The sequence below is a fragment of the Microbispora sp. H10885 genome, assembly GCF_014161415.1.
GTDB classification, from domain to species: domain Bacteria; phylum Actinomycetota; class Actinomycetes; order Streptosporangiales; family Streptosporangiaceae; genus Microbispora; species Microbispora triticiradicis.
In genome coordinates, this window is record NZ_JABBWY010000016.1 from 150,006 (window position 1) to 163,415 (window position 13,410).

Annotated in this window: 13 protein-coding genes; 6 read left to right on the forward strand and 7 right to left on the reverse strand. The window is 71.5% G+C overall.

Annotated features, from left to right (window positions below; genetic code table 11):
• Nucleotides 1-40: 40 nt before the first annotated feature.
• The 5 genes from HHX37_RS33320 to HHX37_RS33335 form a co-directional block, all read right to left on the reverse strand.
• The gene (locus HHX37_RS33320; RefSeq protein ID WP_182883650.1) at nucleotides 41-1,057 is read right to left on the reverse strand and encodes an aspartyl/asparaginyl beta-hydroxylase domain-containing protein; all 1,017 of its coding nucleotides are present in this window, start codon (nucleotides 1,055-1,057) and stop codon (nucleotides 41-43) included.
• Nucleotides 1,058-1,118: 61 nt separating this feature from the next.
• On the reverse strand, nucleotides 1,119-2,426 hold the full coding sequence (locus HHX37_RS33325; RefSeq protein WP_111701509.1) for an MFS transporter: 1,308 nt from the start codon (nucleotides 2,424-2,426) through the stop codon (nucleotides 1,119-1,121).
• Nucleotides 2,426-2,959, reverse strand: coding sequence for a GNAT family N-acetyltransferase (locus tag HHX37_RS36020; protein WP_310740655.1), 534 nt, complete (start codon nucleotides 2,957-2,959; stop codon nucleotides 2,426-2,428). Before HHX37_RS36020 ends, HHX37_RS33325 begins: the two co-directional genes overlap by 1 nt.
• The gene (locus tag HHX37_RS37385; protein WP_259406926.1) at nucleotides 2,848-3,501 is read right to left on the reverse strand and encodes a hypothetical protein; all 654 of its coding nucleotides are present in this window, start codon (nucleotides 3,499-3,501) and stop codon (nucleotides 2,848-2,850) included. Before HHX37_RS37385 ends, HHX37_RS36020 begins: the two co-directional genes overlap by 112 nt.
• A 150-nt stretch (nucleotides 3,502-3,651) precedes the next feature.
• Complete coding sequence (locus HHX37_RS33335; RefSeq protein WP_138462681.1) at nucleotides 3,652-4,563, reverse strand: SDR family oxidoreductase; 912 nt, start codon at nucleotides 4,561-4,563, stop codon at nucleotides 3,652-3,654.
• Between the two features lie 166 nt (nucleotides 4,564-4,729).
• Here HHX37_RS33335 and HHX37_RS33340 point away from each other — a divergent pair, with 166 nt between their 5' ends.
• Nucleotides 4,730-6,376 (forward strand): acyl-CoA mutase large subunit family protein, encoded by a 1,647-nt coding sequence (locus tag HHX37_RS33340; RefSeq protein ID WP_182887934.1) that lies wholly within the window; start codon nucleotides 4,730-4,732, stop codon nucleotides 6,374-6,376.
• Nucleotides 6,361-6,762, forward strand: coding sequence for a cobalamin B12-binding domain-containing protein (locus HHX37_RS33345; RefSeq protein ID WP_182877290.1), 402 nt, complete (start codon nucleotides 6,361-6,363; stop codon nucleotides 6,760-6,762). The genes HHX37_RS33340 and HHX37_RS33345 overlap by 16 nt, the downstream gene beginning before the upstream one ends.
• Nucleotides 6,763-6,982: 220 nt before the next feature.
• Here HHX37_RS33345 and HHX37_RS33350 read toward each other — a convergent pair whose 3' ends face one another.
• A complete protein-coding gene (locus HHX37_RS33350; RefSeq protein ID WP_182877289.1) occupies nucleotides 6,983-7,789 on the reverse strand; it encodes an arylamine N-acetyltransferase family protein in 807 nt (268 codons plus the stop codon).
• A gap of 170 nt (nucleotides 7,790-7,959) precedes the next feature.
• Between HHX37_RS33350 and HHX37_RS33355 the strand changes: the two genes are divergently transcribed.
• The 4 genes from HHX37_RS33355 (at nucleotide 7,960) to HHX37_RS33370 (ending at nucleotide 12,736) form a co-directional block, all read left to right on the forward strand.
• Nucleotides 7,960-8,844 (forward strand): aminotransferase class I/II-fold pyridoxal phosphate-dependent enzyme, encoded by an 885-nt coding sequence (locus tag HHX37_RS33355; RefSeq protein ID WP_182887935.1) that lies wholly within the window; start codon nucleotides 7,960-7,962, stop codon nucleotides 8,842-8,844.
• Between the two features lie 321 nt (nucleotides 8,845-9,165).
• A complete protein-coding gene (locus HHX37_RS33360; RefSeq protein WP_310740653.1) occupies nucleotides 9,166-9,771 on the forward strand; it encodes a DUF4956 domain-containing protein in 606 nt (201 codons plus the stop codon).
• Entirely contained in the window at nucleotides 9,768-10,598 is an 831-nt protein-coding gene (locus tag HHX37_RS33365) for a polyphosphate polymerase domain-containing protein (RefSeq protein ID WP_182887936.1), read from the forward strand. The genes HHX37_RS33360 and HHX37_RS33365 overlap by 4 nt, the downstream gene beginning before the upstream one ends.
• Complete coding sequence (locus tag HHX37_RS33370) at nucleotides 10,589-12,736, forward strand: CotH kinase family protein (RefSeq protein ID WP_182887937.1); 2,148 nt, start codon at nucleotides 10,589-10,591, stop codon at nucleotides 12,734-12,736. Before HHX37_RS33365 ends, HHX37_RS33370 begins: the two co-directional genes overlap by 10 nt.
• A gap of 69 nt (nucleotides 12,737-12,805) precedes the next feature.
• On the opposite strand, the gene HHX37_RS33375 is transcribed toward HHX37_RS33370, so the two are convergent.
• Nucleotides 12,806-13,018 (reverse strand): ATP-binding protein, encoded by a 213-nt coding sequence (locus HHX37_RS33375; protein WP_182887938.1) that lies wholly within the window; start codon nucleotides 13,016-13,018, stop codon nucleotides 12,806-12,808.
• Nucleotides 13,019-13,410 lie beyond the last annotated feature (392 nt).

Here is a 13,410-nt window from a genome sequence, read left to right on the forward strand (position 1 = left end):
TCCCGCCGGGCCGCGCCGCCCGGCGGGACGGGACGACGGTTCACGCCGCGGACGGGATCCGCCGGGTCGCGGGGACCTCCAGCCGGCGCTCGGCCGTCCCCCTGCGGGTCCGCAGGATGACGGTCGGGGCCGCGCCGTCGGGCACGACCTGGATGGTGCGCTCCTCCGTCCAGCCGGTGAAGCGGAACTCGCCCTCGCCCACGTGGACGAGACCGAAGGTGGGCTCACCGTCCAGCGTCAGGACCAGGCGGTTACCGTCGTCGTCGCTGTTCACGGTCGCCGCGAGCTTCGGCTGGGGCAGCAGGAACTGGCCCTCCGCCTCCTCCCAGTCGGCGAAGGACGCGGGGATCTCGAACGCGCAGTGGTAGCGCTCGGGGTCGTCCAGCGGCGCCGTGGGACGGGCGTAGAGCACCTCGTCGGCGGACAGCGTCTCGAGGAAGTCCGGGGGGAACAGGCTCAGCGTCTCCGGTGTGATCAGCGTGTCGACGATCATGTGGATGCGCTTGTCCTGGCCGGTGTTGAGCACCTGGTGCCACCGGCCGAAGTCGCCGAACCAGAACGTGCCCGGCTGCCACCGGTGCTCCACCCCTTCGATGATCAGGGCGGCCCCGGGGTTGGTCGTGATCGGCACGTGCAGCCGCAGGTTCCCCCACGGGAAGCCGACCTTGGTGTCGAAGTGGACCTCGCCGATCGCGCCCGGCCCGAGCGCGAGCAACCGCACGCAGCGCAGGGGGGCCGGAACCGAGGCCAGGATCTCGGCGAAGTAGGGGGCCTGGGCGAGCCAGGGCGTGTCGGCGAACTCGTCCAGGCCCGCGCCGCCGGGGTCGGTGCGCTCGGGACGGCCCGTCGGGCTGCGGAGCGGCAGCGCGCGCCAGTCGTAGGGCGCCCGCTCGGCCAGCCCGGCGGAGGTGAAGGTCTGCTGCAACGACCACTGGTGGTCGTCCAGGCGGTCCAGATCCTCGAGAAGCCGCGCGACGTCGAAGGTGGGCAGCAACCGGGCGGCCGCGGGATGACCGCAGACGATGGGTTCCAAGACCTGCTGGTGCGTGACACTCATGAGCTCGATCTCTCCGCATTCTGCTCGACAAGTCCGACGATCACTGTCACCCGAGCCGATATCAGGATGGTCTCTGCGAGGTCTCCTGCGCCGCCACCGCCGCCTCCGTGCTCTCGGGGGCCGGGGTGGTTCCGGTGGTCTCGGCGGTTCCGGCGGTCGCCGTGGGTTCGGCCGCCCGCGGGCCGCGGAACCGCCCGGACACCGCCGCCAGCCCCACCAGCGCGACCACGCAGAGCACGCCGAGCAGCAGGAAGGAGGTGGCACCGGTCCAGCCGAACAGGGCGACACCGATGATCGGGCCGATCACGTTGCCGGAGTCGCCGATGAAACCGAACAGCCCGAACGCCTTCCCCTGACGGCTCATCGCCGAGCGAAGCTCGATGAGGCCCCGCCGTGCGGTCAGGTAGAGCACCGCGGCACCGGCCATGCACAGGACGAAGGACGCCGCGACCGGCACCACCTCCGCGCTCAGGGTCAGGCCCGCCAGGCCGAGTGCCATGAGCGTCATGCCGGCGCGGATCAGGGTCATCAGCCGCAGCCGCTCGGTGTAACGGCCGAGCGCCCAGGTGAACAGGGCGAAGGTGGCCAGGCCGACGGAGAAGACCACCGAGATCGTGCCGCGTACCGAGCCGTCCCGCCCGGCGCTCAGATAGAGCGGCAGCATCGGCTCGAAGGCCGAGTAGATCACGTTGGCGAACAGGTCCAGCGCGCCCAGCGCGAGCACCCACAACCACCAGGGGCCCGCCGAGCCCGCGCCCGCGCCGTCCGCCGCCGGCGCGTCGTCCGCCTCGGCCTCCTCGGGCCCTTCCTCGCCGGACCGGGGAATCGCCTGGAACAGCCCGAAGGCGGTCACCGCCGTGACCGCGGCACCCGCGAAGAACAACGCCTCCAGTCCCAGCGGCGCGGCCACCCCGGTGACCAGCGGGCCGATCAGGAAGCCCGCCATCGCGGCGGTGCCGAAGTTGCCGATCAACCGGCTGCTCGACAGGCCGTACCGGCGGCACAGCAGGCCCATTCCCGCGTAGAGAGCGGGCGTCACGAGCCCCTCCCCCAGCCCCCAGCAGACGCGGCCCGCCAGCAGCGTCTGCGGGTCGCGGGCCACCGCCGTGATCACGATGCCGGCGGCTGCGATCAGCTGGGCGACGAACGCGACGTGCCCCGGCCGCCAGCGGTCCACCCACAGCCCGCCCAGCGGCTGGGACAGCGTCTTGGCCGCGGCGAACAGGGCGAAGGTCAGCGCGATCACCGTCGGGTCGGCTCCCGCGCGGTGCTGGAGCTCGGGCACGAACGGGATGAGCACGGTGTAGGAGGCGTTGACGCTCATGACCGCGATCAGCAGCAGCGCGGCACGCCTCCGGGCAGGCGTCATCAATGCGCCTCGATGTAGTCGAACAGCACCCAGTGCATGTGTGCGATGTCCACGCTGAGGTCGGGCTGCGGCCGCGGCGTGTAGACCAGGGCGTACAGGTTGGTCCCGGTCAGGCCGTGCCGCTCCTTGAAGCGGTAGTTGTCCCGGCCCCACTCGATGCGGCGCATGCCGTTCTCGTAGGCCCACCGGGTGCCGCCGTACATCAGCGCGATGTAGGTGCTGTATTCGTTCAGCGTCGCGTATTCGACCCCGCCGCACATGTACGTGACCTCGTCGCCGCGGCGGAACGCGAAGAACGCGCCGACGAGCCGATCGTCGAGCTTCGCGGTGAGCAGCATCGCCCCGGGCACGCGCAGCATGGAGTGCAGCGCCTCCTGGTCGAACAGCGCGGGCCAGTCGTTCTTGTCGCTCGTGTCGACGGTCAGCGGGAAGGCCGCAGGGACCAGGTCGTGCGCCGCGTCGCCCTCGACCATCTCGACGCGCAGCCCGCGCTCGGTTGCCCGGCGCAGCCGCCGCGCGACGTCCCGCCGGATCTTGTTCGGCAGGCGCTCGTGCACGTGGGCCTCGTAGTCGCGCGACATCTCGCAGGAGTACGTGCGCTCCAGCAGCACCCGGCCCGTCGGGGGGCCTCCACGGTGGCCACCCAGTCGGCCACGCCCGCCTTGGTGAGGTTGGGCACGACCAGCGTCTCCGCCTCGCCGTCGGCGATCCACTCCATCGCGGTGTCGTACGCGCCGCGGATCAGATCGGCGGGCACCGGGCCGCGCTTGCTGTACATCGAGTACGTCGACCCGGCGAAGATGATCGGGTTGCCGAACCTGCCCACCAGGTCGACCTGCACCTCGTACCCGTGCCAGAAGGGCGACCGGGTGGTGAGGTAGAGCGGCAGCACGGACGACCCGTCCGCGCCCTCGGGCCGGGTGTGGACGTAGGCGTGGCGCACGCGGTGCTCGATGGGGTTGTTCTCCCACTCGCGCAGCCACCCCTGGGAGTCGTAGAGGCAGCTCGCGATCACCTGGTCCGGCACGTGGTCGGACAGCGACCATCCGGAGGCGACATCGGTGAGCGTCGTCATACCGGTTCTTCCTCCTCAGCCCGGCCGTGTTTCGCCTTCGACGGCGACGTCTTCTTCCACGGCGACGCCCGCGAGTCGGAGCGCCGCCACACGCTAACGAGGGGGGCTCTCACCCCGGTCTCCCCGCCGCCGTCCGAGGCGGACGGACGGTCAGCGATATCCCGTCGTGTCGGCCGGCAGGCCGCGGTCCTGCACCTCGACCAGGTAGCGCCACGCGTCCGGCTGGCTGCCGTCGACGTCGGTGAAGTCGTAGACCTTCGCGAGCTGCCCGCTGGACAGCGACTGGCCGTTCCAGCGCGCCACCTCGGGGTCGCCGGCCAGCGCCGCGACGGCGCGCCCCACGTACGCGGGGGTCTCGGAGATGGCGAAGTGCGGGGAGAACTTCGTGGCGTCACGCCAGTTCTCCTCGCTGACGCCGAACTGCTCCAGCATGAACTCCGAGCGCAGCCATCCGGGGGTGAGCAGCACGGCCGTGCAGCCGAACGACTTCAGCTCGTGCGCCAGCGCGAAGGCGATGCGGCTGACCGCGCCCTTGGCCACGTCGTAGAAGAAGGAGACCCGGTAGTTGGCGGCGTTGTACTCGTCGGTGCCGTCGGTCACCTCCACCACCAGGCCGCCCGGGTTCTTGATCAGCAGAGGCAGCGCGAAGTGGCTGGTGATCGCGTGGGTGTCCACGGCCAGGCGGAGCTGGTGGAGCCCGTACTCCAGGTCCGACTCCCAGACCGGCTTGTCCCACTCCATCTTGGTCGCGCCCCAGATGTCGTTGACCAGGACGTGCAGGGCGCCCTGCTCCTTCTCGATGCGGGCGACCAGCGCCCGCACCTCGTCGGGCACGAGGTGGTCCACCCGCACCGGGATGCCGTGGCCACCGGCCGCGTCCACCAGGGCCGCGGTCTCCTCGATGGTCTCCGGCCGGTCCATCTCCGAGCGCCCGGATCCGCTCGACCGCCCGGTGCAGTAGACGGTCGCGCCCGCGGCGCCCAGTTCGACCGCTATGCCTCTGCCCGCTCCTCGGGTCGCTCCGGCGACCAGCGCGACCTTGCCCGTCAAGGATCCAGTCATGGAGCAAACCGTACGACGAGGTCGGCCCTGGCAAGGGGGAATGACCCCTAGTCTGTCAGGTCAGGTGCGGATGCCCGCCGCACGCCCTCTCACCTGCGACTCCGGCCGATCTCGGGACGCTCTCGGCGATTGGTCACCCCCGCGCGCACCTGTCAGCCTCGGCCTCATGGACGGCGTGATGGAGCAGCCGGCGGAGGACGCGCGGATCCGTTCGGCGAGCGGCGTGCCGTTGCCGGAGGTCGCGGTCCCCGGTACGGCGCAGCGGGACCCCAGCGACCCCGCCGGCGGACCGGACGACCGGCTCGGCCTGCCCGGCGGGTTCCCGTACACCCGGGGCATCCGTCCGGGGATGTACCGCGAACGTCCCTGGACCATCCGGCAGCTCGCCGGGTTCGGCACCGCCCAGGAGACCAACGCCCGCTACCGGATGCTGCTCGACGGCGGGGCCACCGGGATCAACGGCGTCTTCGACTATCCCAGCCTGCGGGCCTTCGACTCCGACGACCCCAGGGCCGGGGCCGACGTCGGCCGCGGCGGCGTCGCCGTGGACCTGCGCGGCGACTTCGACACGCTCTTCGACGGCATCCCGCTGGACGAGGTGAGCGTCTCCCTGGTCTCCTCCCAGCCCATCGGGGCGGTGCCCCACCTCGCCATGTACGTGCGGTCGGCCGAGCGGCGCGGCTTCGCGCCCGCCCGCCTCGCGGGCACCAGCCAGAACGACTTCCTGATGGAGACGGCGATCACCATCGCGCCCGAGGCGCTGCCGCCCGCCGGGTCCTTCCGGCTGGCGTGCGACCTGGCCGAGTTCGCGCTGCGTACGATGCCGCGCTGGAACCCCGTCAGCGTGAGCGGCTACAACTACCGCGAGGCAGGCGCGGACGCGGTCCTGGAGATGGCCCTGTGCCTGGCCCACGGGCAGGCCGTCGTACGGGCGCTGCTCGACCGCGGTTTCGCCGCCGAGCCGGTCCTGGCCCGGGTCACCTTCTTCCTCAGCGCCCACAGCGACTTCTTCGAGGAGGTCGCGAAGTATCGCGCGCTGCGCCGCATGTGGGCGCACTGGGTGCGCGACGAACTCGGCGTCCGCGACCCGCGGGCGCAGCTGCTGCGCTACCACGTGCAGACGTCGGGGGTCACCAACAGCGCCCGCCACGCGCACGTCAACATCGCGAGGAGCGCCCTGCAGGGCCTCGCCGCGGTGTGCGGCGGCACCCAGTCACTGCACGTCAACGGGTACGACGAGGCGGTGTGCATCCCGAGCGAGCACGCCGCGCTGACCGCGCTGCGCACGCAGTACGTGCTGCTGCACGAGACCGGGGTGGCGAAGGTCGCCGACCCGCTCGGCGGCAGCTACCTCGTGGAGTACCTCACCGACGAGCTTGAGGAGCGCGCGCGGCGCGTCCTGGAGCGCATCGGGGAGCTCGGCGGCATCGTGGCCGCGACCGAGCGGGGATGGGTGCACGCGGAGCTCGCACGGACCGCCTTCGCCGACCAGAAGGCGATAGAAAACGGCGAGCGGCTGGTCGTCGGCGTCAACACGCAACTTGACGGCGACGCCGAGGAGCTGGACCGCTTCGAGCTGCCGGAAGGCAGCCTCGAACGGCAGGTGGCCGCCCTGGAGCGGGCGCGGTCCCGCCGCGACCGGGAGGCGGCCGGCGTCGCCCTGAAGCTGGTCGCCCGCGCCTGCCGGGACGGCGAGAACGTCATGCCGGCGGTCCTCGACGCGGTCGACGCGGATGTCACGTTGGGCGAGCTCGGCCGGGTGTTCCGCGACGAGCTGGGACGATGGGAGTTCCCGTTGTGGCAGGAGTGCTGAGCGGCCGCAAGGGCGTCGTGGCGAAGCTGGGGATGGACGCCCACTGGCGGGGCGCCATCGTGGTGTGCAACGGGCTGCGGGAGGCCGGGATGGACGTGGTCTATCTCGGGCACACCACCCCCGCGGACCTCGTGGCCGCCGTCCGCCGGGAGCGGCCCGACCTGGTGGGCCTGTCCTCTCTGACGGGCAACCATCTGCAGGAGTGCCGTCGCCTGATGAGCGCCCTGGACGCCGAAGGGCTGGGGGATCTCCGGGTCGTCGTCGGCGGCACGATCCCGGCCGAGGACCGGGACACGCTGCTGGCCCTGGGTGTGGACGGCATCTTCGGCACCGGCAGCCGCCTCGACGTCATCGTCGACGACGTCGCCGCCCTGCTCGATCACTGAGCTCGACCACCTCGACCGCTGAGCTCGACCACGAAGCCCTGCCACCGAGCGCTGCCACCGAGCGCTGCCACTGGACTCTGCCATCGGGCTCTGCAACCGAGCCGGTGGCGCTCCCCGGCGCCCCGGGGGCCTCGCGGGTCGCGTACGCCGGGCGCCGGGCACCGGGGGGTGGCGGCCGCGCGAGGCCTTGGGGCTGCGCTCACACGCTTCAGGTCGCGCTTCAGGCGTTGAGGGACTCCGTCGTCGCGAAGCGCTCGGCGTAGCAGGCTCCCGGCGACCGGTCCAGGTGAATGCCGAAGATGTCGCGGTAGGCCGCCACGACCGCCTGCTCGTCCTCCAGCGTCACCTCCGTCGTACGGCCGCCCGACGTCGTGATCAGCCGGTTGCCGTGCAGCGTCACCCGGCCGTCGGGGGTGCTGAGCGAGCAGAGGTCCATCGCGTTCCAGAACGACTCGGGCGACACCTGGTGCCAGTCCCAGGACGGCACGAAGTCGCGCAGCCGCCGGGGGTGCGCCTCGACCCGGTAGCGCGGGCTGCCGTCGCAGTACACGTCGAGGTCGCCGTGGCCGGCCTCGACCACCCGGAACTCGCCGCCGGGGTCGCGCTGCGGCTCGTCGGTGTCCATGCGCAGCGGGAACACGTTGAACTGGCCGAACCCCACGTCCACCAGCCAGGGGCCGTCCAGGTCGACCCGCAGGACGAGGTGGTCGAGCGGGAAGACTGGCGTGCCGTCCTCCTCGAACACCGCCGCCGCCAGCAGCGTGACCTCGTACCCGATCTCGCGCAGCAGCGCGGCGAAGGCGCCGTTGAGCTCGTAGCATCCGCCGCCGCGGCGCAGCCGTACGAGCTTGTCGAGGAACACGTCCTCGTCCAGCGTGACCGGCGTGCCGAGACGGGTGTAGATGTTCTCCCACGGCACGTGGTAGAGGTGCCGCTGGTGCAGCTCACGCAACGTGTCGAGGTCGGCCGCGCGCGGCGCCGGCGCGCCGATGCGGTCGAGATAGGCTCGCATCATCCGCTGGTCCATGCGTTCGATCGTGCCATCGCGCGCGCGCCGGAGGCGGCCCGCGAGAGCGGTCCGAGACCACGCGGAGGCGGACCTGAGGCCGCGGCGGCGGTGAGACCACCCTGATAGCGCGCTCGGCTACGGTGCGAGCAGCCCTGTTGGCCCCTGTGGTCCTTGGCAGGAGGACGCCAATGCGCACCTTGTCCTGTTCCGGCCCGGACCTGGCCGGGCGGATCGCCCGGCGCCACTTCGTCGGGCAGGACAGGGTCGCCGTCGCCGCGGACGCCGACGAACTGATCCGCCTGCTCGCCGCCTCGCGCCGCGCCGATCCCCGGCCCGTCGTGATCAACGCGCAGACGCGGCGCGGGCACGCCGACAGCCTGCGCGCCGCCGGGGTGCCGTTCGTGGAACTGCCCCTGCGCGACTACCGGATCTGCGCCGAGGAGCTGTGCGCGCGGATGGCACGCGGCGCCGGCATGGTCATCGTGGCCAACCCGCACGATCCCACGGGCGGAGTGCTCGGCGCGGATGCCGTACGGTCGCTCTGCGCCGCGGCCCGGCGGTACGGCACGCTCGTCGTGTTCGACGAGTCGAGCGCGGAGTTCGCGCTGGGCCCGGATTTCACCTCCGCCCGGTGGGGCGCGCGGTACGGGACCGACGTCTGCGTGCTGCGGACCTACGGGTCGCCGGGGTTCGGCTATCTGATCGGGGCGCCCGCGGTGGTGGGGCACCTGGCCGCGCCGCGTCCGCCCGCCGCCCCGCCCTCCCATGACATGGTCCTGCTGGAACGCCTCCGCGCCGCCAACCGGTCCGCCCGGGAGTCGCTGTGCCGGGGGCTGGCGGAACTGGGCGTCGAGTTCCTCCCCTCCTCCGCCGACTTCGTGCTCGTCCGGCTGCCCGGGGTGGCGTCACGGGTCGCGGACGAGCTGCGGGCGGGCGGCCACGCCTGGGCCGCAGACATGACTCCCATCGGGCTGCGCGACCACCTGCGCGTGCCGGTCGGGCGGGAGGACGACGTGGCCGCGCTCCTCTCCCGGCTCCGGTCGATCCTGGCCGCCTTCCCGGCCTCCGGCTGACCACGCGCTCCTCCTCCCGGCCGGCGGACGCTGAAAGTTTCTCCGAACGGCGGCCACAGCGTCCCGCCCGCGGAACCTTTGACTCCTGCCGGAGATTTCGTCATTCCACCTGTCAACGACCCTCTACTAGGCAAGATCGCTCTTCGGCGGTATGGAGGGCACGCCACCGGTTCGTTGACCGACATCTGCGGTTCACCTATCGTTCCGAGCGAGTTCTCGAAACGTTTCCCTCATCTAACGAAAACTTTCGACGCCCTTGCGGTGCCCGCCACGGCGCGGGCGGCGCGGGGGCGGCCCGGCAGCGACTCAGGAGGAACGAACGTGGTGTCGCAGCTCGTCCTGTTCGCGATCGACCTCTGCGCGGTGGTGGTGCTCGTCTTCGGGCTCTACTTCCCGCGCCACCGCCGCCGCGATCTGGTCGTCTCCTACCTCGGGGTCAATATCGGGGTCCTCGCGGTGGCGAGCGCGCTGAGCGCCAGCGACACCGGCGCCGGGCTCGGACTGGGCCTGGCGTTGTTCGGGGTGCTGTCCATCATCCGGCTGCGCTCGACGGAGCTCGACCAGCACGAGGTCGCGTACTACTTCTCGGCCCTCGCCCTGGGCATCCTCGGCGCGCTGAGCACCACCTCGGCGTGGCTCAGCGGCGGTCTGATGGCGCTCATCCTCGTGGTGATGTTCCTCGGCGACCATCGGCGGCTGTTCCGGCACTACCGCCACCAGATCCTCGTGCTGGACTCGGCGATCACCGACCACGGCATGCTCGTCGCGCACCTGGAGCGGCTGCTCGACGCCCGGGTGCACACCGTCAACGTCCAGCGACTCGACCTGGTCAACGAGACGACGGTGGTCGACGTCCGGTACGCGCTGACCGGACCCGCCCTGACCGCCGAACCCGGCGCGGCCGCGCATGCCGGAGCGCGCGGATGACCCCCGCGGCCATCGGGCCGGCTCTGGCCCGGCTGGCCCCCGTAGGGCTCGCCGACCTGGTCGAGCGCGCCGCCCTGCAGACCCGGGTGGACCGCAAGTACCTCGTCACCGAGGACGCGCTGCCGCTTCTGCTGGAGCGGCTCACGCCGTACGCGCGGGTGCTGGACATCGACGGAGAGCGCGCCTTCCGGTACAGGTCGGTGTACTTCGACACCCCTGAGCTGACCAGCTACCACCGAACGGCGTACCGCAGGCGGCGGCGCTTCAAGGTGCGCACCCGCACCTATCTCGACTCCGCGGAGTGCTGGCTGGAGGTCAAGATCAGCGGCGCGCGGGGCAGCGTCACCAAGCACCGCCTGCCGTACCACCCGGGAGACTGCGACACCGTACGCCCGGGGCGCGGCTTCGTGGACGAGACGCTCGCGCGCGAGTCGGCCGGCCCCGTCGCCGGGATCTCCCTCGACCCGGTCCTGATCACGGAGTATCGGCGCGTCACCCTGCTGCTGCCGGACACCGCGAGCCGGATCACCATCGACACCGGGCTCGCCTGGCGGGCCGCGGGCTCCGCGCTGCGCCTGCCCGGCCTCGTCGTGGTCGAGACCAAGAGCACCTCGGCCGCCACGCCGGTCGACCGCCTGTTGTGGCGGGCGGGGACGAGACCCGCCCGCATCTCGAAGTACGCCACCGGCCTGGCCGCTCTCCGCCCGGACCTGCCCAGCATGCCGTGGCGGCGGACCCTGCGCCGCCACTTCCGGGACTCCGCACCGGCGGCGGACCCGGCGCCCGTCCTCTCCCACCGACCAGAACAGGAGGCATCGTGCGTGTGACCCTCCCCGGCACCGGTGCCGCCGCGACCCGCCGCGCCACCAGGGTCTCGGCCGCCGCCGTGCTTCTCGCGGGACTTCTCCTCCCGTACGCGCCGACCGCGCCGGCGCAGGCGGCGCCCGCGCCGCGGAGCGCGAACAGCGCCGCGACCGTCGCGGCTTCCGCGACGTCCGCAGCTTCCGCAGCTTCCGCGGCTTCCGCGGCGGACGACCTGACCGGCGACATCGCCTTCTCCGTGCCGAGCGGCACCTTCCAGGGACAGGTGTCGGTGTCGCTGAGCACCGTCATCGCGGGCGCCGAGATCCGCTACACCACCGACGGAAAGCCGCCCACCGCGGCGTCGGCGCTCTACCAGGGCACGCCGCTGCGGTTCACCCGTACGACCGAGTTGCGGGCACAGGCCTTCACCGGCGGCGCGGCGTCCGGTAAGCCCGGGACGGCCGTGTACGCCGCCCGCGACACCACGACGGCCCACGACCTGCCGGTGGTCCTGATCGACTCCTACGGCGCGGGCAAGCCCGGCCGGGAGTATCTCGACACCGCCACCATGATCTTCGACCCGTCCGGTGGCGGGACGACGTCATTGGCAGCGACCCCGGCCGTCGCCACCCGCGCCGGAGTCCATCTGCGGGGCCAGTCCTCGGCCTCGTACGAGAAGGCGCCGTACCGCGTGGAGTTCTGGGACAACGACAACGACGACGCCGACTACCCGGTGCTGGGGATGCCCGCCGACTCCGACTGGGTGCTGCGCGGGCCGTACCCCGACAAGTCGCTGATCCGGGAGGCCCTCGTCTTCGACCTCGGCAAGGAGATGGGGTTGCAGGCTCCGCGCTACCGGTTCGTGGAGCTGTACCTCAACACCGACAGCGGCCCGGTGCGCTCCGACGACTACATGGGCGTCTACATGCTCGTTGAGACGATCAAGAACACCAAGAACCGGCTCGACCTCAAGAAGCTGGACGAGGACGACACGACCCTGCCGAAGATCCAGGGCGGATACATCTGGAAGTTCGAGTGGATGGCCGCCGAGGAGCCGACGTTGCCGTGCGGCGGGTCGTCGGCCACCTGCTGGAGCTACCTTGAAGTGGTCGATCCGTCGCCGCTGCAGCCGCAGCAGAAGGAATGGCTGCGCACCTACATCCAGGATTTCCACAACGTGCTGCACTCGCAGAACTTCGCCGACCCGAACACCGGCTACCGGGCGTACATCGACGTGAACTCCTTCATCGACCAGCTCATCGTCTACGAGCTGAGCCGGAACATGGACGCGAACTACCGCAGCGCCTACTTCTACAAGGACCGGGACACCAAGATCTTCGCCGGCCCGCTGTGGGACTACGACCTCACGTTCGGCGTGGGCGGGTTCTTCCAGAACGACCAGACCTCGGGCTGGCAGTACCAGCAGACCCGGCAGCCGGTCGCCAACGACTGGTTCACCCAGCTTCTGCGGGACCCGGTCTTCGTCGACCAGGTCAAAGCGCGCTGGCAGACGCTGCGCCGCGGCCTGCTCTCCGACTCCGCGCTGCAGAGCCGGATCGACGTGCTCTCACGGCCGCTGACCAACGCCGCGCAGCGCAACTTCCAGCGCTGGCCGAACCTCACGACACGGACCATCGGCTTCTTCATCACCCCGACCGCGTCCACCTGGCAGGGCCAGGTGCAGTACATGCGGGACTGGATGCTGCGCCGCGCGGCCTGGCTCGACACGACGGCCGCGTGGGGTGGCCCGACCACGTCGCCGAGCCCCTCCCCCAGCGCGTCACCCAGCTCCTCGCCCAGTGCGTCACCCAGCCCTTCGCCCAGCCCCTCTCCCAGCCCGAGCCCTTCGCCGTCGGGCGGTGCTCCCGGCGCGTGTTCGGCGACGATTCGGGTGGTCAGTTCGTGGCCCGGAGGCTTCCAGGGCGAGGTCACGGTGCGCGCCGGCAACTCGGCCGTCAACGGCTGGACCGTCAACTGGTCCTGGCCCGGATCGCAGGCCGTCACCCAGGTGTGGGGCGGCACACGCTCGGGCTCCGGATCGACCGTGACGGTGCGCAACGAGTCGTGGAACGGCTCGCTCGCCGCTACCGCGAGCACGACGTTCGGCTTCCTCGCCAACGGCTCGGCGGAGACCCCGACGGCCACCTGCACCAGCCCGTGACCCCACCGTCCACCTGATCCCGTGGCGTGTCAAAGGCGCCGCGGGATCACGTGACGGCCCGCCGTACGGTCACCGGCGCGCGGCCACCCGGAACCAGACCGATGCGCCGGTGTCGTCCTGCCACGCGCCCCACGCGGTGGCGAGCCCGTCCACCAGCCACAGACCGCGCCCGCCGACCGACTCGGCGTCCGGCGCCCGCATCACCGGCGCATCCACGGCCGATCCGCCGTCGCGCACCTCGACGCGTACGCCTCCGGCGTCGCAGGTCATCCGCACCGTCACACGACCACCTCCCCTTGCCCGGCTGGTGGAGGAGATTCACCGCATTCATCCGGAATCGGCCCAGCAGTCGCCGGGAAAATCAGCGCGCTGCTTTTATCCGGCTTTCCCGAATGGACGACCCGCGCCTAGACTGCCTTTCCGTCATCGGGTCGGCGAGTGGTTCATCAGGCCGAAACAGCGCAGGCCATGACACCCTCTGGCCTGTCGTGAATTGCCTGGCCGGATTGCTGGGCGCATTTATGATCGCCGAGCTTCCGGACGGGTAACCGGACGCCGTTCACGTGGACTCTTCCACAGCAGGGCAAGTCACCACAGAACATGACACCGTGAGCACGATCTGGAAGCGCCGGAGTGGGACAGAGACGTGGCGCGGCGGCTTTGAGCCGCCGCGC